20 protein-coding genes are annotated in these 23,004 nt (G+C 68.0%); 8 read left to right on the top strand and 12 right to left on the bottom strand.

Annotated elements, in window-relative coordinates; translation table 11 throughout:
- Window positions 1-5: 5 nt before the first annotated feature.
- Window positions 6-566, top strand: a complete 561-nt coding sequence (locus OE856_RS12155; RefSeq protein ID WP_263716400.1) for a DUF3833 domain-containing protein — start codon at window positions 6-8, stop codon at window positions 564-566.
- Here the strand turns inward: OE856_RS12155 and OE856_RS12160 are convergent.
- The 5 genes from OE856_RS12160 to OE856_RS12180 all read right to left on the bottom strand — a co-directional run bounded on the left by OE856_RS12160 (window position 563) and on the right by OE856_RS12180 (window position 4,435).
- Complete coding sequence (locus OE856_RS12160; protein WP_263716401.1) at window positions 563-1,834, bottom strand: glycerate kinase; 1,272 nt, start codon at window positions 1,832-1,834, stop codon at window positions 563-565. The two genes, OE856_RS12155 and OE856_RS12160, sit on opposite strands and share 4 nt — an antisense overlap.
- A 43-nt stretch (window positions 1,835-1,877) precedes the next feature.
- A complete protein-coding gene (locus OE856_RS12165; protein WP_263716402.1) occupies window positions 1,878-2,327 on the bottom strand; it encodes an RrF2 family transcriptional regulator in 450 nt (149 codons plus the stop codon).
- A 68-nt stretch (window positions 2,328-2,395) separates the two neighbouring features.
- On the bottom strand, window positions 2,396-3,199 hold the full coding sequence (locus tag OE856_RS12170; RefSeq protein WP_263716506.1) for an iron chelate uptake ABC transporter family permease subunit: 804 nt from the start codon (window positions 3,197-3,199) through the stop codon (window positions 2,396-2,398).
- Window positions 3,189-3,956 carry a metal ABC transporter ATP-binding protein gene (locus tag OE856_RS12175; protein ID WP_263716403.1) on the bottom strand — a complete coding sequence of 256 codons (768 nt, stop codon included), beginning with the start codon at window positions 3,954-3,956 and terminating at the stop codon, window positions 3,189-3,191. The genes OE856_RS12170 and OE856_RS12175 overlap by 11 nt, the downstream gene beginning before the upstream one ends.
- Entirely contained in the window at window positions 3,953-4,435 is a 483-nt protein-coding gene (locus OE856_RS12180) for a Fur family transcriptional regulator (protein WP_412174886.1), read from the bottom strand. Before OE856_RS12180 ends, OE856_RS12175 begins: the two co-directional genes overlap by 4 nt.
- A gap of 68 nt (window positions 4,436-4,503) precedes the next feature.
- On the opposite strand from OE856_RS12180, the gene OE856_RS12185 reads away from it, so the two are divergent.
- Both OE856_RS12185 and OE856_RS12190 read left to right on the top strand, forming a co-directional pair.
- Window positions 4,504-5,442: a zinc ABC transporter substrate-binding protein gene (locus tag OE856_RS12185; RefSeq protein WP_263716404.1), complete on the top strand. Its 939-nt coding sequence runs from the start codon at window positions 4,504-4,506 to the stop codon at window positions 5,440-5,442.
- Between the two features lie 3 nt (window positions 5,443-5,445).
- A complete protein-coding gene (locus tag OE856_RS12190) occupies window positions 5,446-6,189 on the top strand; it encodes a 2-dehydro-3-deoxygalactonokinase (RefSeq protein ID WP_263716405.1) in 744 nt (247 codons plus the stop codon).
- Here the strand turns inward: OE856_RS12190 and OE856_RS12195 are convergent.
- Window positions 6,186-7,421, bottom strand: coding sequence for a urate hydroxylase PuuD (locus OE856_RS12195; RefSeq protein ID WP_263716406.1), 1,236 nt, complete (start codon window positions 7,419-7,421; stop codon window positions 6,186-6,188). The genes OE856_RS12190 and OE856_RS12195 overlap by 4 nt on opposite strands.
- A 102-nt stretch (window positions 7,422-7,523) precedes the next feature.
- Here OE856_RS12195 and OE856_RS12200 point away from each other — a divergent pair, with 102 nt between their 5' ends.
- Window positions 7,524-8,447, top strand: coding sequence for a LysR family transcriptional regulator (locus OE856_RS12200; RefSeq protein WP_263716407.1), 924 nt, complete (start codon window positions 7,524-7,526; stop codon window positions 8,445-8,447).
- Here the strand turns inward: OE856_RS12200 and uraH are convergent.
- Entirely contained in the window at window positions 8,432-8,797 is a 366-nt protein-coding gene (uraH, locus tag OE856_RS12205; RefSeq protein ID WP_263716408.1) for a hydroxyisourate hydrolase, read from the bottom strand. The genes OE856_RS12200 and uraH overlap by 16 nt on opposite strands.
- 147 nt (window positions 8,798-8,944) lie before the next feature.
- On the opposite strand from uraH, the gene puuE reads away from it, so the two are divergent.
- Genes puuE through OE856_RS12220 form a run of 3 tightly spaced genes read left to right on the top strand, consistent with a single transcriptional unit; the run spans window position 8,945 to window position 11,874 of the window.
- Window positions 8,945-10,363 (top strand): allantoinase PuuE, encoded by a 1,419-nt coding sequence (puuE, locus tag OE856_RS12210; RefSeq protein ID WP_263716409.1) that lies wholly within the window; start codon window positions 8,945-8,947, stop codon window positions 10,361-10,363.
- Window positions 10,364-10,375: 12 nt separating this feature from the next.
- Window positions 10,376-11,389 carry an allantoicase gene (alc, locus tag OE856_RS12215; RefSeq protein WP_263716410.1) on the top strand — a complete coding sequence of 338 codons (1,014 nt, stop codon included), beginning with the start codon at window positions 10,376-10,378 and terminating at the stop codon, window positions 11,387-11,389.
- Window positions 11,386-11,874: an ureidoglycolate lyase gene (locus OE856_RS12220; RefSeq protein WP_263716411.1), complete on the top strand. Its 489-nt coding sequence runs from the start codon at window positions 11,386-11,388 to the stop codon at window positions 11,872-11,874. The genes alc and OE856_RS12220 overlap by 4 nt, the downstream gene beginning before the upstream one ends.
- Here OE856_RS12220 and OE856_RS12225 read toward each other — a convergent pair.
- Window positions 11,871-15,449: a hydantoinase B/oxoprolinase family protein gene (locus OE856_RS12225; RefSeq protein ID WP_263716412.1), complete on the bottom strand. Its 3,579-nt coding sequence runs from the start codon at window positions 15,447-15,449 to the stop codon at window positions 11,871-11,873. The genes OE856_RS12220 and OE856_RS12225 overlap by 4 nt on opposite strands.
- 113 nt (window positions 15,450-15,562) lie before the next feature.
- Here OE856_RS12225 and mnmH point away from each other — a divergent pair, with 113 nt between their 5' ends.
- The gene (mnmH, locus tag OE856_RS12230) at window positions 15,563-16,624 is read left to right on the top strand and encodes a tRNA 2-selenouridine(34) synthase MnmH (protein ID WP_412174887.1); all 1,062 of its coding nucleotides are present in this window, start codon (window positions 15,563-15,565) and stop codon (window positions 16,622-16,624) included.
- On the opposite strand, the gene selD is transcribed toward mnmH, so the two are convergent.
- The 4 genes from selD to OE856_RS12250 form a co-directional block, all read right to left on the bottom strand.
- Window positions 16,611-18,794 carry a selenide, water dikinase SelD gene (gene selD, locus OE856_RS12235; protein ID WP_263716414.1) on the bottom strand — a complete coding sequence of 728 codons (2,184 nt, stop codon included), beginning with the start codon at window positions 18,792-18,794 and terminating at the stop codon, window positions 16,611-16,613. The genes mnmH and selD overlap by 14 nt on opposite strands.
- Before the next feature lie 76 nt (window positions 18,795-18,870).
- Complete coding sequence (locus OE856_RS12240) at window positions 18,871-19,914, bottom strand: lipocalin-like domain-containing protein (protein ID WP_263716415.1); 1,044 nt, start codon at window positions 19,912-19,914, stop codon at window positions 18,871-18,873.
- Window positions 19,904-22,297, bottom strand: coding sequence for an FtsX-like permease family protein (locus OE856_RS12245; protein ID WP_263716416.1), 2,394 nt, complete (start codon window positions 22,295-22,297; stop codon window positions 19,904-19,906). Before OE856_RS12245 ends, OE856_RS12240 begins: the two co-directional genes overlap by 11 nt.
- Window positions 22,297-22,950 (bottom strand): ABC transporter ATP-binding protein, encoded by a 654-nt coding sequence (locus OE856_RS12250; RefSeq protein ID WP_263716417.1) that lies wholly within the window; start codon window positions 22,948-22,950, stop codon window positions 22,297-22,299. The genes OE856_RS12245 and OE856_RS12250 overlap by 1 nt, the downstream gene beginning before the upstream one ends.
- Window positions 22,951-23,004 lie beyond the last annotated feature (54 nt).

The following is a 23,004-nucleotide window of genomic DNA, read 5'->3' on the forward strand; positions in this document are numbered from 1 at the left end:
GGGCCATGAAAGTGATGACAGCCCTTGCCCTTATCATAGCCACCGTGATCGTGACCCTGCTGGCCCTGCGCGGGTTGGGCTTTGCCGGGCGTGATGTGGGCCAATATGCCGACACCACGCCGCGTTTCGATGTCACCCGCCACCTGTCCGGGCCGATGCTGTCCGAAGGCGTGATCTTTGGCCCCACCGGCAAGGTCGCCGCCCGGTTCACCGCCCGCATGCAAGGCGACTGGCAGGGCGACAGCGGCACATTGCACGAGGAATTCACCTTTGCCAGCGGAGCCCGCCAGACCCGCACCTGGCAGCTGACCCGCCACTCTGACGGCCGCCTGACCGGCACCGCCCCCGATGTCATCGGCACCGCCACAGGCGAAACCGCGGGCGCGGCGCTGAAACTGCGCTATCGGCTGCGGCTGGAACCCGACGCCGGCGGGCATGTGCTGGATGTCACCGACTGGCTGTTCCTCAACCCCGATGGCAGCATCACCAACCGGTCCGAAATGCGCAAATTCGGGGTAAAGGTGGCCGAGCTGGTCGCCTCGATCCGCCCGGTGCCCGCCAATTAGGCGGGCAGGATCAGCAGCGCGCGGAAATCATTCACATTGGTCAGCGTCGGCCCCGGCACAACCTGATCGCCCAGCGCGGCGAAAAACCCGTGGCTGTCGTTGCGGGCCAGCGCCGCAACCGGGTCCAGCCCCATCTCGGCCGCCCGGCGCATCGTGTCGGGCCCAACCACCGCGCCCGCGACCTCGGCCGAGCCATCGACGCCGTCCGTGTCGCAGGCCAGCGCCCAGATCCCCGGCGCGCCGTTCAGCATCAGGGCCATGGCCAGCGCATATTCGGCATTCGGCCCGCCCACCCCATCGCCGCTGCGCGTCACTGTGCATTCGCCGCCCGACAGCAACAGAACCGGCGCGTCGCCCGGCACCATCGTGGCCGCGATCTCCAGCGCCAGTGCGGCATGGGTCGCGGCCAGCTCGCGCGCCTCGCCCTCCAGGTCATCGCCCAGAATGCGCGTGACACAGCCCAGCTCGCGGGCCTGGTCCTCGGCCGCCACCAATGATTGTGCCGGTGCGGCGATCACCCGGTTCTCGACCCGTGACAGGCGCGGATCGTCGGGCTGCACCGGGTCGCCGCCCTGTTCCAGAAAGGCCCGGATCGCGGGCGGCGGCGTCACGCCCCAGCGATCCAGCACCGCCAGCGCCCGCGCCGCATCGCCGCGATGCCCCACCGTGGGGCCGCTGGCGATATCGGCCGGATCATCGCCCGGAACGTCGGAAACCATCAGCGCCAGCATCCGCGCCGGATAGGCCGCCGCCGCCAGCCGCCCGCCCTTGACCGCCGACAGTTCCTTGCGAATGCCGTTGATGTCGCCGATCGGCGCGCCGCTGACCAACAGATCGGCGGTCAGCGCCTGTTTCTCGGCCAAGGAAATCCCCTCTGCCGGCGCGGTCAGCAGGGCCGACCCCCCGCCCGAAATCAACGCCAGCACAAAATCATCCGGCCCCAGCCCGGCCAGCAGATCCAGCATCCGCCGCGTCGCCCGCGCCCCGGCCTCGTCTGGCACCGGATGCGCGGCCTCGGCGACCTCGATGCCCTGCAAGGGGCGCCCATGGCCATAGCGGGTGATCACCAGCCCGTCGAGCGGACCCCAGTCGGCCTCGACCGCCTCGGCCATCCGGGCCGAGGCCTTGCCCGCCCCGACAACCAGCACCCGCCCCGCGGGCCGCGGCGGCAGGGCCGCCGGCACACAGCGCATCGGGTCGGCCTCGCGCACCGCCGTATCGAACAGCACGCGCAGGAATTCATCGGGTTGAGAGATCGGATCGAACATGGGCCGCCTTTGTTAAGGCGCCCAGCCTAGCAAGCCCGCGCCGCTAGGCAATCCCCGCAGTCGGCAGGGCCAGTGTTTCCTCAAGCTCGGTGTTTCCCTTGACCAGATCGGCCAGCGACACCTTGTCGAGCGCCTTGTAGAACTCGGCCAGCGCACCGCACAGCACATCGCGCAGTTTGCAGAACTCGGCCAGCGGGCAGTTGTTCTTTTCCCCGGCAAAGCATTCGATGAACGGCACCCCGGCCTCAAGCTTGCGGAATACCTGGCCCACCAGAATTTCCTCGGGCGGCAGGTTCAGCATCACGCCGCCATGCCGGCCCCGCGCGGTTTTCAACAGCCCGAAATGGCTCAGCGCGTTGATCACCTGCGCCATGTGGTTTTCCGAGGTATTGCACGCCCCCGCGATGTCCGACTTGCGAACGACGCGGCCCGGATTGGCCGCGCAATACATCAGCGCGCGCATGGCGATGTTGGTTCGGGTTGTCAGACGCATCGGGTCGGCCTCTCATGGATTTGCGCATCCCTGATATAGCAATTGCGCATGGCTGGGTTTGACTTGTGTCAAACACGACCTTTTGCGCGCCCGCCCGCCGAAAACGCTACGATCACGGCAAACAGCACCGCCGCGACGGCCACGATACTGGGCCCGGCGGGCGTGTCGGCCATCAGCGACATGGCCAGCCCGCCCAGCGCCGCCACAGCGCCGATCAGCGCCGCCAGCACGGCCATGGCCTCGGGCGTGCGCGACAGCCCGCGCGCCGCCGCCGCCGGTATGATCAGCATCGCCACGATCAACAGCGCGCCCACGACCTTGATCGCCACCGCCACCACCAGCGCCAGCGCCAGCACCAGCACCAGCCGCTCGCGCGCGGGGTTCAGCCCCGAGGCCTGAGCCAGTTCCTCGTTCAACGTGGCGGTGATCAGCGCCTGCCAACGCGCCGTGATCAGCCCCAGCACCACCAGCGCCCCGCCCCAGATATAGGCCAGGTCGGTCTTGCTGACGGCCAGGATGTCGCCAAAGAGATAGGCGTTCAGGTCAACCCGAACGCCCGACAGGAAACTGACCCCCACCAAACCAAAGGCCAGCGCCGCATGGGCCAGCACGCCCAGCGTCGTATCCATCGCCAGCCCGCGCCCGGTCAGCGCGCTGACCGCCAGTGCCATCACCAGCGCCACCGCCAGCGTGCCGACAAAGATATTGGCCGAAAACGCCAGCGCCAGCGCCACGCCCAGAATGGCGGCATGGCTGGTGGCCTCGCCGAAATAGGCCATCCGCCGCCAGACCACGAAACAGCCCAACGGCCCCGACACCAGCGCCACCGCAAGCCCGGCCATCACCGCGCGGATCAGGAAATCATCCAGCATGGGCGTGGTCCTTGTGGTCGTGCGAATGGTCGTGATCGTGGTCACAGTTTTCATGGTCGTGGTCATGCGCGTGCTGATACAGCGCCAGCGCCCCGCCCGTGCCCAGCCCGAACAGCGCCCGGTATTCGGGTGCGTTGGTGACCACATGCGGCGTGCCCTGGCAGCAGACATGCCCGTTCAGGCACAGCACCCGGTCCGAGGCGCTCATGACCACATGCAGATCGTGGCTGACCATCAACACCGCACAGCCGGTCTCGGCGCGCAGATCCTCGATCAGCTTGTAAAAGGCCGCGGTTCCGGGCTGATCTAGGCCCTGCGTCGGTTCGTCCATGATCAGGATATCGGGCCGCATCAACAGCGCCCGCGCCAGCAGCACGCGCTGGAATTGGCCGCCCGACAGGGTATCCATCTGCTGGCCCGCAATGCCCGACACGCCGACCCGCGCCAGCGCCGCATCGCACTCACCCGCCCCACGGCGCACCGGCAGCGACAGGAACCGCCGCACCGTCATCGGCATCCGCCCGTCCAGCGCCAGCCGTTGCGGCATATAGCCCACCACCAACCCCGGCTTGCGCGTCACCTGCCCGCCCGAGGGCGCCACGACACCCAGCAGCGCGCGCATCAGGGTCGACTTGCCCGACCCGTTCGGCCCGACAACGGTGACGATCTCGCCCGGCTCGATACGGAAATCGACCTTGCTCAGCGCCGTGACCCCGCCATAGCGCACATCCAGATTTTCGGCTTGAATCAGGCTCATGCGGCCTCGCGGCAGGCAGGGCACAGGCCCACGGCCTCGATATTCATGCGTTCGACGGCAAAGCCCACGGTCTCGGCCGCGGTGGCAATTGCCGCGCCGACGCCGGTGCCCGGCGCCTCGGCCACGGTGTCGCAGCCGGTGCAGATGAAAAACACCGGGCGGTGCGGCTGGCCCGGATGCATACAGGCGGCAAAGGCGTTCAGCCGCTGGATACGATGCGCCAGCCCGTTTTCCACCAGGAAATCCAGCGCCCGATAGGCCACGGGCGGCTGGTTTCCGAACCCGTCCGCAGCCAGCCGGTTCAGCACGTCATAAGCGCCCAGCGCATGATGGCTTTCCAGCAAAATCTCAAGCGTCCGCTTGCGCACCGGCGTCAGGCGCAGACCCTTGTCCTGCGCCAGGGCCTCGGCCCGGCGCATCATGTCGCCGCAACAGGCACTATGGTCATGCTCGGCGAATGCGATGGGTTGATTTGTCATTCTGGCCCCTTGACTTGTTATCATATTACATATCAATAAAGCCCCCGAACCTGCAACAGGAAAACACCATGCGTATCGTTACCAGCCTTGCCGCCCTTTTGGCCGCCCTGCCCGCCGCCGCCCGAGATCTGACCATCGTCACCGACATACCGCCGGTGCATTCGCTGACCGCGATGCTGATGCAGGACGTGGGCGAACCGGTGCTGCTGTTGGGCCAGGGCGCCGATCCGCATCACTTTCAGCTGCGCCCCTCGCAGGCGCGCACCCTGGCCGAGGCCGATCTGGTGGTCTGGGTCGGGCCCGAGCTGACCCCGTGGCTGGATCGCGCGCTGGACGGCGCCGGGGCCGACACCCGCCGGCTGACCCTGCAAGGCGATGAGGGCCACGACGAACATGACGAACATACCGATCACGATGACCACGCGGATCATGACGACCATGCGGACCATGACGACCATGCCGGCCACGACCATCACGGCGACGAGCTGCACCAATGGCTTGACCCCGCGATTGCGCTGGAATGGACAACCCTGATCGCGACCGAGCTGGTGCGCATCGACCCCGCCAATGCCGAGATCTATCAGGCCAATCTGGCCGAGGCGCAGCGCCGGGTGATCGAGACCACCGTCGCCACCCGTATCCTGCTGGAACCCGCCCAGGGCGCGCCGCTGATCATGGCGCACAATGCCTATGACAGCTATGCCCATGCCTTTGGCCTGACCATCCTGGGCAACGTCGCCGACAGCGACGCCTCGGCGCCCGGTGCCGGGCATCTGTCCGGGCTGCGCCAGACCGTTCTGGCCACACCCGGCGCCTGCGTGTTCCCCGAGGCCGGCGAAGACCCCGCCTATCTGATCACCCTGACCGAGGGCACCGACGCCCGTCTTGGCGGGCCGCTCGATCCCGCCGGGGTGGCGCTGACGCCCGGCCCCGATCTCTATGACGCGCTGTTGACCGGGCTGGCCGAAACCATCCATGACTGCGCCACGCAAACCGCCAAGGACTAAGCCATGCCCGCCGACCGCTGGATCGCCCTCAACGCCGCCGCCACGCCACATCAGCTGTGGCTGGTCGAAAACGGCCGGATCACCGGGCGCGACAACTGCGCGCCCGAGGGTTTGGCCACGGCCGTGGCGGCGATGGGCGATCTGCCGGTGCGGGCCACGGGGCTCTTCATCGCGCCGCGCCAGGTGCCCTGCCCGGCCGCACCGGGCGGGCTGATCGACCATGACTATCAAGACCTGACCCTGCGCGCCCTGCCTGCCCTGTCACAGGCCAGCCCGGCGCATCACGGCTGGGGCGCTGAGGCCGCCATCGCGGGCTTTGTCGGGCTGAATCCCAAATTCGACGGCGTGCTGTGCCTGCCCGGCGCGGCCACCGTCTGGGCCCATATCAGCGCCCAGGAAATCGTCAGCTTTCAGGCCTTCCTGACACCGCAACTGGCGGGCGGCCTGACCCCTCCCACCCCCAGCACCGATATGGACCAGGCCATCAGCGACGGCATGTCCCGGCCCGAGCGACTGGCCGAACGGCTGGCCTCGGCCCGCGCGACCGGCATGCCCGAGATCATCACCTGGGGTGCGCTCATTGGGGCCGAACTGGCCGCAACGCGCGCCTATTGGCTGGGCCAGCGGGTGGCCGTGGTCGGCAATGGCGCGCTGGCCAACCTTTACGCCGCCGCCATTGGCGCGCAGGGTCTGCCGCCCATCGTTGCCGATGGCGAGGCGATGATGATCAAGGGGCTGGCGGGTTAACCGTCCAAGGCGGCGCGATACCAGCGCACGATGGCCGCACGCTCTTGCGGCTCCATGTAAGACACGTTCGCGGGCGGCATCGCGTGGGTCGCGCCAGCCTGCAGGAAAATCTGCCGGGCATTCCGCGCGATCTGGGCCTCGGTTTCCAGCATCACACCCTTGGGCGGTTGGGCGATGCCCTCCCACCCCGGATAGGCCGAATGGCACATCGAACAACGGCCCAGCACGGTGTCGTAGACATCCGCGAACCCCTCGGCCTGGGCAAAGCGTTGCTCGAACGGGGTCAGGGCGGTTTCCTCGGGGTAATCCTCGTCGGACATGTAGATCGGCAGAACCGACAGGGCCATCACCGCCAGGAACAGCGCCACCGTGGCAACCCAGGTCCATTTCAGGCTGCCCTTGCGGGCGTGCAACGTGTTGAAATAATGCCGGATCGTCACGCCCATCAGGAACACCAGGCTGGCGATGATCCAGTTATACTCCGATGCAAAAGCCAACGGATAGTGGTTGCTGAGCATCAGGAACAGCACCGGCAGCGTCAGATAGTTGTTATGGGTCGACCGCTGCTTGGCGATCTTGCCGTATTTGGCATCGGGCGTGCGCCCGGCCTTTAGATCCGCCACCACGATCTTTTGGTTCGGGATGATCACAAAGAACACGTTGGCCGACATCACCGTCGCCGTCAGCGCCCCCAGATGCAGCAGCGCTGCGCGGCCGGAAAACACCTGCGTAAACACCCAGGACAGCACCACCAGCACCAGATAGAGGAATATCATCAGCCGCGTGTTGTCATCGCCGAACCGCGACTTACAGATCGCGTCATAGGCCAGCCAGCCCACCCCCAGCGACGCCAGCGAGATCACGATCCCCGCCCAGACCGGAATATCCAGCACCTGCGGGTCGATCAGATAGAGGTCGGCGCCCAGGTAATAGACCAGGAACAGCATCCCGAACCCCGACAGCCAGGTGGTGTAGCTTTCCCATTTGAACCAGACCAGATGCTCGGGCAGGTTTGCGGGCGCGACCAGATATTTCTGGATGTGATAGAACCCGCCGCCATGCACCTGCCATTCCTCGCCATTGGCGCCCGAGGCCAGTTCGCGGTCGCGCCGCAGCCCCAGATCCAACGCGATGAAATAGAAAGACGAGCCGATCCAGCAGATCGCGGTAATCACATGCAACCAGCGCATGGCGAACTGCGCCCATTCCTCGATCAACACCAGTTCCAGCATCTTCACCCCATCCGGTTGCCTGCCAACAGGCTATACCGACCCGCACCTTTTTGTTAATTCATCAAATGACGGATCACTTTCAAACATAGCCGAAAAATAGCCATGGCCTATCTGAACAACATCAAGATGTTCCTGCGTGTCTATGATCTGGGCAGCATGAGCGCCGCCGCCCGCGATCAGCGCACCTCGCCTGCGGTGGCGTCGTCGCGCATTGCCGAGCTGGAAAAGCATCTGGGAGTGCGGCTGTTCAACCGCACCACCCGCGCCCTGCAACCCACCGAGAACGGCCGGCTGTTCTATGAAGGCGCGCGCAAGATCGTTGATAGCATCGACGAGGCCGAGGCTCAGGTCATGGATGCCGGACAAACCCCGCGCGGCACCGTGTTCGTCGCCGCGCCTCTGGGCGTGGGCCGGCGGTTCATCGCCCCGCATGTGCCCGCCTTTCGCGCCCTGCATCCGCAAATCAACGTGCGCCTGCGCGTGTCCGACCGGGTGATCGACGTCACCGGCGAAGGGCTGGACGTGGCCTTTCACCTGGGCCCGCTGGCCGACAGCGATCTCAAGATGCGCGCCATTGCCGAATGCCCGCGCGTTCTGTGCGCCGCGCCCGATTACATCGCCCGCAAGGGCATGCCCGAAACCGGGGCCGACCTGCTGCGCGGCCATGACTGCCTGAACCTGCGCTTTCCCGGCGCCAAGGAATTCCGCTGGCCGCTGGTCACGCCCGAGGGCCCGCAGAATTTCGAGATCACCGGCCCGATGGAATCGGATGATGGCGAGGTGCTGACCGACTGGGCGCTGGCCGGGCAAGGCATCATCCTCAAGCCCCTTTTCGAGGTGGCCGAGCATATCGCCTCGGGCGCGCTGGTGCCGGTGGCGACGCAAACCCCGCCGACGCCGACCCAGCTGGCCTGCCTCTATCCGACCCGGCGCTTCAAGGATGCCAAGGTGCGGCTGTTCGTCGATGTCATGGTCGCCCATTGCCGCGCCGAACTGGCAGCGCAGATGGCTCAGCTGCCGCGATAGGTCGAATAGCCGAACGGCGACAGCAGCAGCGGCACATGGTAATGCGCGGCGCGGTCGCTGATGCCGAACCGGATCGGGATCATGTCCAGAAACCGCGGCGCTTCAGACGGAGTGCCGATCGCATCCAGATAGGCGCCCGCGTGAAAGACCAGCTCATACGTGCCGATCTCGAACCCCTCGGCGGGCAGGATCGGGGTATCGGTGCGCCCGTCGGCATTGGTGACCATGCTGTGCAGATGGCTGCGCTGGTCGTGCTCGATGCGATAAAGGTCAATCGCCATCCCCGCCGCCGGCAAGCCGCGCGCCGTATCCAGAACATGGGTCGTCAGGTATCCGCCCGATTGCGTCATGGGGTCATCCTTTGCGTTGGGCCACGTGCCAGTGCCGATCTTAACGCCAAGCCCAGCCTGCGGCGAAGGCGGAACTGTTTCAAGATTTTCTTGAAAAAGACCCCGTTCAGCCTGTCATAATGGTTCTGACACACAAAGGAGTTCCGCGTGCACCGATATCCACGAGATCTGCATGGCCATGGCCCCACCCCGCCCGATGCCCAATGGCCGGGCGGCGCGAAGATCGCCGTGCAATTCGTGCTCAACTACGAGGAAGGCGGCGAGAACTGCATCCTCCATGGCGACGCGGCCTCTGAGGCGTTCCTGTCCGACATCCCCGGCGCCGCACCCTGGCCGGGCCAGCGCCACTGGAACATGGAATCAATCTATGACTATGGCGCGCGGGCCGGGTTCTGGCGGCTGCACCGACTGTTCACCGGCGCGGGCATCCCGGTCACCATCTACGGCGTCGCCACCGCGCTGGCGCGCAGCCCGGCGCAGGTCGAGGCGATGCAGGCCGCAGATTGGGAAATCGCCAGCCACGGGCTGAAATGGGTCGACCACAAGGACATGCCCGAGGCCGAGGAACGCGCCGCGATTGCCGAGGCGATCCGCCTGCATACCGAGGTCACCGGCCAGCGCCCGCGCGGCTGGTATACCGGGCGATGCAGCGTGAACACCCTGCGTCTTGTCGCCGAGGCGGGCGGGATCGATTACATCAGCGACACCTATGACGACGACCTGCCGCATTGGATGCAATTCGGCGACCGCGATCAGCTGATCATCCCCTACACGCTGGAAGCCAACGACATGCGGTTCGCCACCGCGCCGGGATATGTGACGGGCGAGCAATTCTTTCAGTATCTCAAGGATGCCTTCGACGTGCTCTATGCCGAAGGCGAAGGCGGCGCGCCCAAGATGATGAGCATCGGCCTGCATTGTCGCCTGATCGGGCGCCCCGGCAAACTGGCCGGGCTGAAACGGTTCATCGACTATATTCAGGGGTTTGATCACGTCTGGACCCCGCGCCGCATCGACATCGCGCGCCACTGGGCCACCACCCATCCGCCCGCGCGGTTTGACCGCCCCAGCCAGATGAGCCGCGAGGCCTTTGTTGCCCGCTTCGGCAGCATCTTTGAACATTCCCCCTGGATCGCCGAACGCGCCTTTGACCTGGAACTGGGCCCCGCCCATGACACCGCCGTGGGCCTGCATTCGGCGCTGGCGCGGATGTTCCGCAGCGCAACCGAGGCCGAACGCCTGGCCGTGCTGACCGCCCACCCCGACCTAGCCGGCAAACTGGCCGCCGCCAAACGCCTGACCGCCGAAAGCACATCCGAGCAGGCCGGTGCCGGGCTGGACGCGCTGACCGATGACGAACGCGCCACCTTTACCCGCCTGAACGCCGCCTACACCGCGCGCTTCGGCTTTCCCTTCATCATCGCCGTGCGCGACCACGACAAGGCCGCCATCCTGGCCGCCTTTCACGCCCGCCTTGAAAACGACCGCGACACCGAATTCGCCACCGCCTGCGCCCAGGTCGAGCGCATTGCCCGTCACCGCCTGAACGACATCCTGCCCCATTAAGGAACGCGCCACATGCCCTCGCTGTCAGCCCTGAACCCCGACCTGCCGCTGTTCGCGCGAACCGGCATCAACCTGGCCTCGGCCGGGCTGGGTGCCCGCGCCATTGACGCGACCGACGAATTCTTTGCCCCGCTGGCCCGGATGCTGGCCGATACCGACCCGGTATTCATCGAGGGCAAATATGACGACCACGGCAAATGGATGGACGGCTGGGAAACCCGTCGCCGCCGTGATGGCGGGCATGACCATGCCACGATCAAGCTGGCCGCGCCGGGGCGGATCGAGGGCTTTGACATCGACACCGCCCATTTCACCGGCAACTACCCCCCCGCCGCCCGGATCGAGGCCTGCGCCTCGGCCAGCGACGACCTGCAAGACGCCAGCTGGACCACGATCCTGCCCACCAGCCCGCTGGGCCCCGGCGCACACCATTTCCTGCCCTGCAACAGCCCCGAGACCTGGACCCACCTGCGCCTGCACATCTATCCCGACGGCGGCGTCGCGCGCCTGCGCGCCTATGGCCGCCCGGCTTTTGACCCGGCCCGCGCCGGGGATGAGATCGACCTGGTCTCGGCCCTGAACGGCGGCCGCATCCTGGGGTTTTCCGATGCCCATTACGGCAGCTATCACCGCCTGCTGGCGCCGGGCCGCGGCGCCGATATGGGCGATGGCTGGGAAACCCGCCGCCGCCGCGTGCCGGGCCATGACTGGATCGTGCTGGCCCTGGGCACCCGCGGCGTGATCGACCGCATTGCCATCGACACCGCGCATTTCAAGGGCAACTACCCCGATCGCTGTTCGCTTCAGGCCGCCGACCTGTCGGGTTTTGGTGATGATCTGGATGATGCGGTCATCACCGATTCCATGTTCTGGAAAACCCTACTGCCCGAAACCCGCCTTGGCCCCGACGCCATCCACGACCTGCGCGAGGGCATCCATGATCTGGGCCCGGTCACCCATGTGCGGCTGAACATCCACCCCGACGGAGGCGTCAGCCGCCTGCGCCTCTTTGGCCGCCCAGCATGAGCGAAACCATCCGCATACAGCCGATCAGCAAGGGCGCCTTTGCTCCTTTCGGCGACGTGCTGGATACTGCGGGCGATCCCGACAAGCTGATCAATCAGGGCCTATGCGAGCGGTATCACGACCGCGCTGCGCTGGATTTTGGCCCCGAGGGCCGCGCCGGCGTCAGCCTGTTTCTGGCGCAGCGGCGGATGCTGCCCCTGACGCTGGACATGGTCGAACGCCACCCCGAAGGCAGCCAGACCTTCATTCCGATGACCGAGAACCCGTTCCTGGTGATCGTCGCCCCCGATCAGGGCGGCACACCCGGCACGCCGCTGGCCTTTATGACCCGCCCGCGTCAGGGCATCAGCCTGCATCGCGGCACATGGCACGGGGTGCTGACGCCGCTGACAGATCCGGGCCTCTTTGCCGTGATCGACCGGATCGGCCCGGGCGCGAACCTGCAGGAACACTGGTTCGACACGCCCTATACCGTGCGCAGCTAGCCCCAGCCGCCCCCGCCGGGGGTGCGCATCTCGAACTGACCACCGGCGGGCAGGTCGATCTCGTCATTGCCACCCAATTCGGCCCAGCGCCCGCCGGGCAGACAGGCGCTGTTGCACCCCACCGCGCCGGGTTCGCCGCCCTCGACCCCAAAGGGCGGAACCTTGCGGTGCGAACTCAGCGTCGTCACCGTCACGCCCTCGAGGAAGCGCAGCCGCCGCACGACACCGTCGCCGCCGCGCCACTGGCCCGCGCCGCCCGACCCGCGGCGGATCGAGAATTCCTCGAGCCGCACGGGGAACCGTTTCTCCAGCACCTCGGGGTCGGTCATCCGGGTGTTGGTCATGTGGCTTTGCACCGCGTCACAGCCATCGAACCCCGGCCCGGCGCCGGTGCCCCCGGCGATGGTCTCGTAGTTCTGGAAGGTGTCATTGCCCCAGATGAAATTGTTCATCGTGCCCTGGCTGCAGGCGATCACCCCCAGCGCGCCATAAAGCGCGTTGCAGGCGGCCTGGCTGACCTCGGTATTGCCCGCGATCACCGCCGCCGGATAGACCGGGTTCAGCATCGTGCCGGTGGGCGCGATGATCTCCAGCGGTTTCAGACAGCCCTCGTTCAGCGGAATATCGGCCCCCACCATGGTGCGGAACACGTACAGCACCACCGCCCGGCAGATCGAATAGGGCGCGTTGTAATTGCCCACATGCTGCAGGCTGGTGCCGGTGAAATCGATCACGCCCGAGCGCCCGTCGCGATCGACCCGAACCGCCACCCGGATCTGCGCGCCGTGATCCATCGGATAGGTGAACGCCCCGTCCGACAGCCGGTCGATCACCCGGCGCACGCTTTCCTCGGCATTGTCCTGAACATGGCCCATATAGGCGGTGACCACATCCTGCCCATAGGCGGCGACCACCTTCAGCAACTCGCGCCGCCCGGTCTCGTTCGCAGCGACCTGCGCCTTGAGATCGGCCAGGTTCTGCGGAATGTTCCGGCACGGGAACCGGCCCGAGGCCAGAACCGCGCGCACCTCGTCCTCTTGGAACGCGCCCTCGGCCACCAGGCGCATATTGTCGATCAGAACGCCCTCTTGCTCGATATGGGTGCTGTCGGGCGGGCCCGATCCGGGCGTGCGCCCGCCGATGTCGGCATGATGCCCGCGCGAGCCCAGCCAGAACAGCACCGCGTCGCCCACGAATACCGGTGTCACCACCGTGACATCGGGCAGATGCGTGCCACCGTTATAGGGCGAGTTCAGCATGAACGCGTCGCCGGGCCGCACGTCGGGGTTCTGGCGCATCACCGTCTTGATGCTGTCGGACATGCTGCCCAGATGCACGGGCACATGCGGGGCATTCGCCACCAGATCACCATTCACATCAAAGATCGCGCAGGAAAAATCCAGCCGTTCCTTGATGTTGACCGACCAAGACGTGTTGGCCAGCGTCGCGCCCATCTGGTCGGCAATCGACATGAAGAGGTTGTTGAACACCTCCAGCAGCACCGGGTCGGCCTCGGTGCCGGCGGCGCGGGGGCGGGCCTTGTCGGTGACGCGCTCAAGGATCAGGTTGCCCAGATCATCGACCCGCGCGGCCCAGCCCGGTTCGACCATATTGGTGCCGGTGGGCTCGGTGATGATGGCGGGGCCGGTGACACGGACACCCGCGCCCAGGGTTTCGCGCGCATAAAGCGGCACGTCGCCGCGCGCGCCTTCCAGATGCACCGGCACATGATCGGCGGGCACGGCCGCGCCACCTGCAACTGCCAGACCGGGCACATCGGCGGCGGTGCCGATCGCCTCGACCGACAGCATGTCGATGTAAAGCGCGCGCTCGGGCGAGGTAAAGCCGAACCGCGCCTGATGCGCATCCTCGAAATCGGCCTGCATCTGCGCGGGGTCGCCAAAGGGCACCTCCAGCGTCTGGTGCGAGCCGTCATAGCGCAGATGCGCGCGCGCCTCGGTGCGGATGTCGGATGCCGCGACGCCCTGCCCGGCCACCTCGGCCATGGCGGCGTCGGACAGCACCGCCAGAACGGCCGTAACATCGCCACCCAGCGGCAGATCGACCTGACGTTCCTGCATGGCGCGGATCTCGGCCAGCCCCATGCCAAAGGCCGACAGCACCCCGGCGAACGGATGCAAAAACACCCGTTTCATCCCCAGCGCATCGGCCACAAGGCAGGCATGCTGCCCGCCCGCGCCGCCAAAACATTGCAGCGTGTATTGCGTCACATCATGGCCGCGCTGAACGCTGATCTTCTTGATCGCATTGGCCATGTTGTCGACGGCGATGCGCAGGAAACCCTCGGCCACGGCCTCGGGCGTTTCAACCGGCTGGCCGGTGGCCTGGGCGATCTCGGCGGCCAGCGCGGTGAATTTCTCGCGCACCACATCGGCATCCAGCGGCTGATCGCCATCGGGGCCAAAGACGGGCGGGAAATGCGCGGGCGCGAGCTTGCCCAGCATCACGTTGCAATCGGTCACCGTCAGCGGGCCGCCGCGCCGATAGCAGGCCGGGCCGGGATTGGCGCCCGCGCTTTCGGGGCCGACCTGATAGCGCCCGTCGCGGAAAGTGCAGATCGACCCGCCCCCGGCGGCGACGGTGTGAATATCCATCATCGGCGCCCGCATCCGCACGCCCGCGACCTCGGTCTCGAAACTGCGCTCGTATTCGCCGGCGTAATGCGACACGTCGGTCGAGGTGCCGCCCATGTCGAACCCGATCAGCCGGTCGAACCCTGCCGCGCTGGCGGTTTTCACCATGCCGACGATGCCGCCAGCGGGGCCGCTGAGGATCGCATCCTTGCCCTGAAACAGCCGCGCGTCGGTCAGCCCGCCGTTGGATTGCATGAACAAAAGGCTGTCGCAGGCCCGCCCCATATCCAGCGCGCCCGCAACCTGATCGACATAGCGCCGCAGGATCGGAGACAGATAGGCATCAACCACGGTCGTATCGCCCCGGCCCACCAGCTTGATCAGGCGCGAGGTCTGGTGGCTGGTGGAAATCTGGGTGAACCCCACCTCGCGCGCGATCTCGGCGGCGCGCAGCTCGTGCGCGGGGTTCAGATAGGCGTGCAGCCCGGCAATCGCCACCGACCGCAGCCCGGCGTCATGGCCGGCCTGCAAGGCGGCGCGGGTCGCGGCTTCGTCCAGCGGCGTCAGAACATTGCCCTCGGCATCCAGCCGTTCCGGCAGCTCGGCCACCTCTTGATACAGCAGATCGGGGCGCTGGATATGCAGGTCGAAAAGGCGCGGGCGGGTCTGGTACCCGATGCGCAACAGGTCGGCAAAGCCGCGGGTGATCAACAGCAGAACCGGCTCGCCCTTGCGTTCGAGCAGGGCGTTGGTGGCCACTGTCGTGCCCATCTTGACCGCGCGGATCGCAGCATCGGGAATGGTATCATCCGGCGTCAGGCCCAGCGCCTCGCGGATACCCTGAACGGCGGCATCACGATACCGTTCGGGGTTTTCCGACAACAGCTTGCGGGTGCTCAGCCCCCCTTGCGGGTCACAGGCCACCACATCGGTAAAGGTGCCGCCCCGGTCGATCCAGAATTCCCACGCCTTGCCGCTCATGCCCATCCCCATCCGTCGCGTCCGCCGGTTGTGGCAAATCCGGCCCCGCTTGTCACGCGACGATGCGCATTCAGACCTTTGCGTCGCGCCGCAAATACGCGTATCGATCGGCCATGCCCGTGACACTGTCCCATCTCTCGGCCCTGGCTGGCCTGCCCTTCGATCAGGTGATCGACGTTCGATCCCCTGCCGAATTCGCCGAGGATCACATCCCCGGCGCCATCAACCTGCCCGCCCTGTCGAACGAAGAGCGCGCACGGGTCGGCACGATCTATACCCAGGTCAACCCGTTCGAGGCCCGCAAGATCGGCGCCGCGCTGGTGGCGCGAAATGCGGCGCGGGCGCTGGAAACCACGCTGGCCGACCGGCCCAAGGGCTATCGCCCGCTGGTCTATTGCTGGCGCGGGGGTCAGCGGTCGGGGTCATTCAGCATCATCTTGCGCCAGATCGGCTGGCAGTCGGAAACCATCGACGGCGGCTATCGCGCCTTTCGCCGTCTGGTGCAAAAGGCGCTGTATGACGCGCCCTGGCCCGCGCCTGTCGTGGTGCTTGAGGGCAATACCGGGCTGGCCAAGACCGCCCTCTTGCCACGTATCGCCGCCGAGGGCGTGCAGGTCATCGACCTGGAGGGCCTGGCCAATCACCGAGGGTCGATCTTTGGGCCGATGCCGGGCGGGCAGCCCGCGCAAAAGATGTTTGAAACCCGGCTGGCCATGGCGGCGGCGGCGCTGGACCCGGCCCAGCCGGTGCTGGTCGAGGGCGAATCCAGCAAGATCGGCCGCATCAACCTGCCGCCCGCGCTGTGGGACGCGATGAAAGCCGCCCCCCGGATCGAGCTGACCGCCCCGCTGACCGCGCGCGCCGGCTATATCAGCCGCAGCTATGCCGAGATCACCCAAGACCCCGCGCAGCTGCGCGAAACCCTGCTGCGGCTGGCGCCACTGCATCCGCGCGACCGGGTCGAAGACTGGCTGACGATGGGGCAAAGCCGTGATTGGCCCGCGCTGGCCGCCAGCCTGATGCAGCATCATTACGACCCGCGCTATGCCCGTCAGCGCGGGCCCTTTGCCGACCGGATCGCCGCGCGCATCGACCTGCCAGACCTGGCCGGCGCAACGCTGGATCAGACCGCCCGGTGCGTCGCCGCCATGATCGGCCAGATCAGCGCAGCGTGATCTGCGGCGCGCCGGGCGCCAGATGCCCGATCACCGCCGCCTGATCGCCGCCCTGCTGCAAGCGCTCGACAACCCCCTGCGCCTGATCACCCGGCACAGCGGCCAGCAACCCGCCCGCCGTCTGCGGATCGAACAACAGCGCGGTGCGCGGGTCGCCCGGCTCTGCCCCGATCAGATCGCGCCCCAGCGCCGCGTTGGCCTCATAGGCGGTTGAGCGCACGCCCTCTTGCGCCAGTTCCAGCGCGCCGGGCATCAACGGCACCGCGCCCAGCGCCAGATCGGCCCCCAGCCCCGAGGCCCGCAGCACTGTCAACAGATGCCCCGCCAGCCCGTATCCGGTGACATCGGTCATCGCGCGCGCAACCGGCGCCAGAATGCCCGCCGCATCGCCCTGCGCCCGCGCCATCACCCGCAGCGCGGCGGCTACGTCATCACCGTGCGCGCGGCCCTGCATCTCGGCGGCAAAGATCGTGCCGCTGCCAAGGGGTTTGGTCAAAATCAGCGCATCGCCCGCCTGCGCGCCCGCCAGCCCGATGGGCCGCCCCGGATGCAGCCCGGTGACGGTAAAGCCCACGGTCAGCTCATCCCCGACCGATGTATGCCCGCCCACCAGATCGGCCCCCGCCGCGCGAAACACCTGCGTCGCGGCGGCCATGATCTCGCGCAGCATCTCGGCCTGCATCCGGTCGCGCATTCGCGGCAGGATCAGCGTCGCCAGCGCCGCCTGAGGCGCGGCACCCATCGCCCAGATATCGCCCAGCGCATGCACCGCCGCGATCTGGGTCAGCACATAGGGGTCATCGACAAAGGCGCGGAAATGGTCGGCGGTGATCACCTGCGCCCCGTCGCCATGACCCAGCACCGCCGCATCGTCGCCCGCGCCCACCAGCACATCGGCCCGCCCCGGCGCGGGCAGATCGCACAAGCCCCCGCGCAGCACATCCGGCCCCGGCTTGGCCGCGCAGCCACCACAGGGCGGCTGGTGCCCGGCCAGCATCTCGGCCACGCCCTGCGCCGCGACGGGCGGCAACGCGGGTCGCGCTTGCATCGGAGGCATGTCGTGGAACATCGCCATGAACTTGCGGTCGATCCGGTCTTTCCAGCGCCACAGCAGGTCGCCCTCGAGCCGCAGGCCCAGCTTGTCGGCCACGGCCCGCTTGCCGCCGGTCGAGATCAGTTTGAGGTAATCACGCTGCGGGTGATAGGGCCGCCGGCGCCCGCCGATCAGATCGGCGCGCAGGTTGTCGAACAGAACCGGCGCCTCGCGCACGGCAAAGACCCCCGCCTTGGGGCGCGGCGCATGGGTCAGATGGGCGCAATCGCCCACCGCATAGATCGCCGGGTCATTGACCGACGCCAGATCGGGCCCCACGGCGACGAACCCGTCGACCAGATCAAGCCCCGTATCCGCCAGCCAGCCCTGAGGCCGCGCGCCCGCAACGCCGATCACCAGATCACCGGGCATCTCGGCCCCGCCGGCGATCACGCCCGTGGCCGTGACACGGTCAATCGCGACACCGGTGTGCAGCGTGACCCCGTTTTCGCGCAGTTGCGACAACAGCGCCCGGCGCGCGCCCTCGCCAATGTCGCGCAAGGGGCGGTCCGAGGCCTCGAGCAGATGAACCTCGGCCGCGACACCCTGCTGGCGCAGCCGGTGCGCGCTGGCCATCGCCAGCTCGACCCCCGCCACCCCGGCACCGATCACCAACACCCGCGCACCGTCGCGGGCGGCGGCGGCAAAGGCCTCCCACCGGTCGGCAAAGGCGCCCAGCGGCTTGGCCGGCACGGCATGTTCAGTAAAACCGGGCAACGACGGCAGGTCAGAGGTGATGCCGATATCGATCGAGGCAATGTCATAGAACACCGGCGCGCGACCTTTGACCGCGACCAGCCGCGCCTGCCGGTCGATGCCCGTGGCGCAGCCCAGAACCACCCGCGCCCCGGCCGCACGGGCCAGCCGCACCAGGTCGATCTCCAACTGCTCACGCCGGTAATGCCCCGCGATCAGGCCGGGCAGCATCCCCGAATAGGGCGCGCTGGGGCCGGGGTTGATCACCGTCAGCCGCACGCCGGGCAAGGGCCGCATCGCCCATTGCCGCAGCACCAGCGCATGGGAATGGCCGCCTCCGATCAGAACCAGGTCGCGGGTCAGGGGAATGGGCGCGTGCATCGGGCATCCTTGGTTGATTGCCCGCACCCTATCGCGCCCTCTGACCGGCGCAAAGGGGGCGCCCCGCCGCAGGGGATCAATAGCCCGTCATCTCTAGATAACCCATGCCGCCATGGCTGCCCGAGATCCGCACCGGCCCTTCCCAATAGGGCGGCGTCAGGCCCTGCCAGGCATCGGGGTTGACCGCATTGATCCGCAGATCGACGCCCTGTTCGGGCAGTGTCACCTGCCACTCGACCGGCAGCTTGCGCCCCGCCACGCCGTGCTGCGCGATGGGCCGCATCTGCAGCGCGCCGGGCCGCAACGGCATCACCGTTCCATCCGCCGCGATATAGGTGCCCGAGGTGAACACCCCGTCCGATTGCCGCAGTTGAAACCCCATCAGCCGCGCGCCGTCATCCAGATGCAGCGACACCCAGTCCCAGCCGCTTTGATCGCCCGCCAGCGGCTGGCTTGACCATTCGCGATCCAGCCAGCCCTGCCCGGTCACCGCCACGGGGCCGTCGGGCAGGGTCAGCACCCCGCTGACCGCATAGGCTGGCTGCGAGTAATAATAGCTGGCCTGCCCGCCCTGCGATTTCACCGAATAGCCGCCCTGCCCGTGCAGAACCAACGGCCCGTCGCTGCGCAGGCTCAGGTCATAGCCGGTGCCCGCCTCGCCCGCCTGCACCCGCAACTCATGCAACCCCGGCCCGGCCATCTGCCAGTCGTCGATCCAGGCCTCGAACGGGTCGGCCTGCACCCCGGCCTGCCCGACCCCACCCCGCGCAAACCGTTGCGCCGCGAAATGCCGGTCGGGCGTCGTCAGCCCCATATGCGCGAACCAGATCTGCGGATCGGCCCAGCCCGCACCCCGCCCCGGCGCCAGGGCGGATCGGAACAGCGTCCACTGCACGCCGTAATCGCGCCCGTCCTCGCCGCGCAGATTGGCGGTCAGATACCACCACTCGATGCGAAAATCGGGATGCGCGCCGTGATCGGCCGGAAAGGTCAACACATGGCCGCGCTGGGGCACGGCAAAGCCATCCGCCGCGCTGCCCATCCCGGCAAAGCCCTGCGCCTGTGCGCAAATCCCGGCCCAGATCAGGGCCAGCGCGCCTATCACCGCCCTAACGTTCATGCGCGAATACCTTGACCAGATCGGCCGGCGCCATCCGCGCTAGCCGCCAGGCGGGCCATAGCGCCGCCAGCCCCCCGGCCAGCAGCGCCAGCACCGCCAGCCGCAGCCAGTCGGCTGGAAACACCTGCATCGGCAGCTGCCAGCCAAAGGCCGCCACGTTTACCACCGACAGCAGCGCCCAGGCCAGCACCAGCCCGACCGGCACCGCCAGCACCATCACCAGTGCCGCCAGCATCAGCGCGCGCGCCAATTCCAGCCGCGCCAGCCCGGCCCGCGTCAGGCCCAGCGCCCAGACCGGCGCCAGCTGCGGCAGGCGCATCTGCGCCAGCGTCAGCAGGCTCAGCAACAGCGCCAGCCCGGCCACGCCCAGCGTCAGCACATTCAGCGCGGCGGTGACGGTAAAGGTGCGCTCGAACACCCTAAGCGAGAACGCCTTGACCGAGGCCTGATCGGTGACGTTGTCGTCAGGCAGGCCAAATTCGTCGCGCAGCGCCACCGCCAGCGCGGGCGCATCAGTGGGCGCCACGCGCACCACGTGGCGCAGGCGCGGCACGTCGGGGTAAAGCGCCACAAGCAGATCGACCCCGATCATCACCTGCCCCTGCGGATTGCCATAGTCAGAATACACCCCCACAACCGGCATCCCCGCCCGGCCCGGAATATCAACGGCATCGCCGGGCCACAGATCGTTGCGCCGGGCCATCTGTTCGTTGATCAGCGCGCCGCGCCCCTGGGCCACGGCCTGCCACACGTCGGGCTGCGCGGCGATCAGCGGCCAGTTGTCACGATAGGTGGCGTGATCGGCCACGCCGTAAATCCGCGTTGGCGCGCCCATCACCGGGCGATCGACCGACCAGACCGGCAGCACCGCCTCGGACCGCGGCGCCAGCCATTCGCGCAGTTCCGCGGCCTGGGGCTCGGTCTCGGCGGTCACGTACAGCTCGGCCACAAGGCGCTGATCCAGCCAGCCGGTGAAGGTGGCGCGGAAACTGGCCACCATCGTGCCCACGCCGATATTGGCCGCCAGCGCCAGCAACAGCGCCATCAGCGCCAGCGACAGCCCCGGCAGCTGCTGCCGCGTATCGGCCCAGAACCATTGCGCCAGGGGCCGCCGTGCAGACCGCGCCGCCAACCGCAGCACCAGCGCCAGCAACGGCGGCAGCGCCAGCGCCGCGCCCAGCAACAGCGCGCCCAGCAAGGCGAACCCGGCCACCAGCCCCTGCCCCCAGATCCCCAGCCCCAGCGCGACCAGAAACAGCAGGGCAGCCCCGGCAAGCTGCACCCGCCGCGCCTTGTCCGAGGCCCGCGCCCAGGCGCGTGGCTGCGCCGGTGCCAGGATTGGCAGGCGCCACAGCCGCCACAGGCTTTGCCCCGCTGCCACCGCCGCCCCGGCCAGCGCAATCGCGATCCCGCCCAGCCACCAGGCGGGCGACAGGCTGAGACTGCCCGAGACCTCGGCCCCGTAAAGCCCGCGCAGCGTCGCCGCCACATCGGGCAACAGCGCGGCCGCCACGACATAGCCCAGCGCCACCCCGATCAGCCCGGCCAGAACGGCGAGTATCGCCACCTCGGCGGCCAACAGCAGGCACAGGTCGCGCAGCGGCAGGCCCAGCGCCCGCAGGGTGCGGAACATCGCCCGACGCTGTTCAAACCCCAACCCGATCGCGGCATGGACGATGAACAGACCCACCGCGAAAGACAGCAGGCCAAAGGCCGTCAGGTTCAGGTGAAAACTGTCGGTCAGCCGCGCCATGTCGCCACCCGATTGCGGCGGCAACAGCCGCAGCCCCGGCGCCACTTCGCCCGGCACATCGCCCGTCACGATCAGCGCCGAGAGCTGCCCGCCCATCCCCAGCAGCCCCTGCGCGATGCCGATATCGGCCACCACCACGCCGGGCAATATGCCCTCGACGGCGCGCAAGGGCGGCAGGCCCGGCTCGTCCCGCAGCGCTTCGACGGTTTCGGGCGCGGCCAGCAACAGGCCCGGCGGGCGCAGGAAGTCGGCGAAATCAGATGCGGTGGCCTCCAGCCCCTCGGGCGCCACGCCCTGCGGCGCGGTCAAAGGTTCGATCCCGATCAGGCGCACCGATCCGTCGCTCAGCCGCAGCCGCCCCTCGATCAGCGGCGAGACCGGCCAGCCCGCCCGGCGCAGCGCGGCAAAGCGGGCCTGATCCATCGGCCCCTCAGGCGAGACCAGCCGCGCGTAACGCCCCTGCCCCAGCATCTGCGCCGCGCGATCATAGCTGTCGCGCGCCTGGGCGTTGATCGCCTGCACCCCCGACCACAACGCCGTCGCCAATGCCAGCCCCAGCAGCAGGCTGGCCAGCTGCACCTTGTGCCGCCACCAATGCGACAACAGGGCGGAAAGGGCCGCGCGATACATCACCCCAACCGCCCCGAATGCAGGTGCAGCCGCCGGGGCAGCCGTGTTGCCAATCGTTCGGAATGAGTGACCATCAGCAGGGCCGCGCCGGTGTCTGCAACCAGATCCAGCAGCAGGTCCAGCACCGCGTCGCCGGTGGCCTCGTCAAGGTTGCCGGTGGGCTCATCCGCCAGGATCAGCCCCGGCCGCGCCGCCAGCGCCCGCCCGATCGCGACGCGCTGTTGCTGCCCGCCCGACAGCTGTTCGGGATAGCGGCCGCCCAGGCCCGAAAGGCCCAGCCGCGCCATCAGATCGGCGCAATGCGCGGGGTCATGCCGCCCCGCCAGCCGCGCCTGAAAGGCCAGGTTGTCGGCCGCGTTCAGCGACGGCACCAGGTTGAAATGCTGAAACACCAGCCCGATCTGCCCACGCCGCAGCCCGGCCCGCCCGCGTTCGGACAGCGCCGCCAGATCGCGCCCGCCGATCCGCACCTGACCGGCATCGGGCAGATCCAGCCCGGCGCACAGATGCAAGAGGGTGCTTTTGCCGCTGCCCGATTCACCGGTCAGCGCCACGGCCTCGCCCGCGGCCACGTCAAACGACACGCCTTCGAACAACGCCACGCGCGCATCACCCTGCCCATAGGATTTCGCCAGATCGGTCACGCTTAGCATTCGCGATACCTCCTGCGGCCAACCTAAACCGGCGCGCGCGGTTTGACACCCGGC

This window comes from Actibacterium sp. XHP0104 (genome assembly GCF_025751515.1).
Classification (GTDB): domain Bacteria; phylum Pseudomonadota; class Alphaproteobacteria; order Rhodobacterales; family Rhodobacteraceae; genus Actibacterium_D.